Origin of the sequence: Streptomyces brasiliensis, assembly GCF_014647875.1 — a bacterium.
GTDB classification, from domain to species: domain Bacteria; phylum Actinomycetota; class Actinomycetes; order Streptomycetales; family Streptomycetaceae; genus Streptomyces; species Streptomyces brasiliensis.
Genome location: NZ_BMQA01000259.1, coordinates 1 through 724 on the forward strand (window position 1 = coordinate 1; position 724 = coordinate 724).

Here is a 724-nt window from a genome sequence, read left to right on the forward strand (position 1 = left end):
GATCCCGGCGTCCCGGCACGCCCGGGCCACGCGGACAGCGATTTCGCCACGATTGGCGATAAGCACCTTGGTCAGCATGCCGCCTCCACCACGTCTGTCGGGGCAGGACTGAGCTGGCCGACGCTTTCGAGGGTCTGGTTGATATCGGAAATAGGTGTGAGTGCCGTGTTGGTGTCCATGGTGTGGAGCGCAGAGACGTCGGGGATGGTGCCATCGACCGAGATCCGGACGGCCTTCCCGTCTTCGCGCGTCAGCAACTCGATTTCCGGGGTCTGGTGCACGCCGGTGTAGATCACTTCGTATCCGGCGCTGTGCAGCGGTCCGGCGATGACCTTGGCACCTCGGTCGTGTCCGTCGAACCCGGGTGGGGCAATGACCACGCGAAGGTGAGACGCGGAGACATTTCGAAGCGTTGCATCGTGGATGGTTTTCAACATTGTCCGATCTGATGCCTCAGCGGGGGAGGCTGGAGGCGAACCAGCCGATGGGGCCGTGGGCGTATGGGGTACGTAGGAGAAGTCGGTGTGAGGTCCAGGCGCTGGGACGACGAGGCGATGAGGCCGGAGTCGCTGTTCCAGCGACATGCAGCACTGCCACCACGGCGGCCAGCTCCTCCGGGGTCGGGTTGCCCCGCACGACTTTGATCGTCATGGCGGCTCCTTACAGGGGGATGTTGCCGTGCTTCTTCGGAGGCAGGGTTTCGCGTTTGGTGCGGAGTTGGCGC

At 64.1% G+C, this 724-nt stretch carries 3 protein-coding genes; all 3 read right to left on the reverse strand.

What is annotated here, in order from left to right; genetic code table 11:
* A partial coding sequence (locus tag IEZ19_RS50060) for a biotin carboxylase N-terminal domain-containing protein (protein WP_373297197.1) occupies nucleotides 1-75 on the reverse strand: 75 nt, incomplete at its 3' end.
* Nucleotides 72-437 carry a cobalamin-dependent protein gene (locus tag IEZ19_RS50065; protein ID WP_189317993.1) on the reverse strand — a complete coding sequence of 122 codons (366 nt, stop codon included), beginning with the start codon at nucleotides 435-437 and terminating at the stop codon, nucleotides 72-74. The genes IEZ19_RS50065 and IEZ19_RS50060, both read right to left, overlap by 4 nt.
* Before the next feature lie 16 nt (nucleotides 438-453).
* Nucleotides 454-651, reverse strand: a complete 198-nt coding sequence (locus tag IEZ19_RS50070) for an acyl-CoA carboxylase subunit epsilon (protein WP_189317994.1) — start codon at nucleotides 649-651, stop codon at nucleotides 454-456.
* Nucleotides 652-724 lie beyond the last annotated feature (73 nt).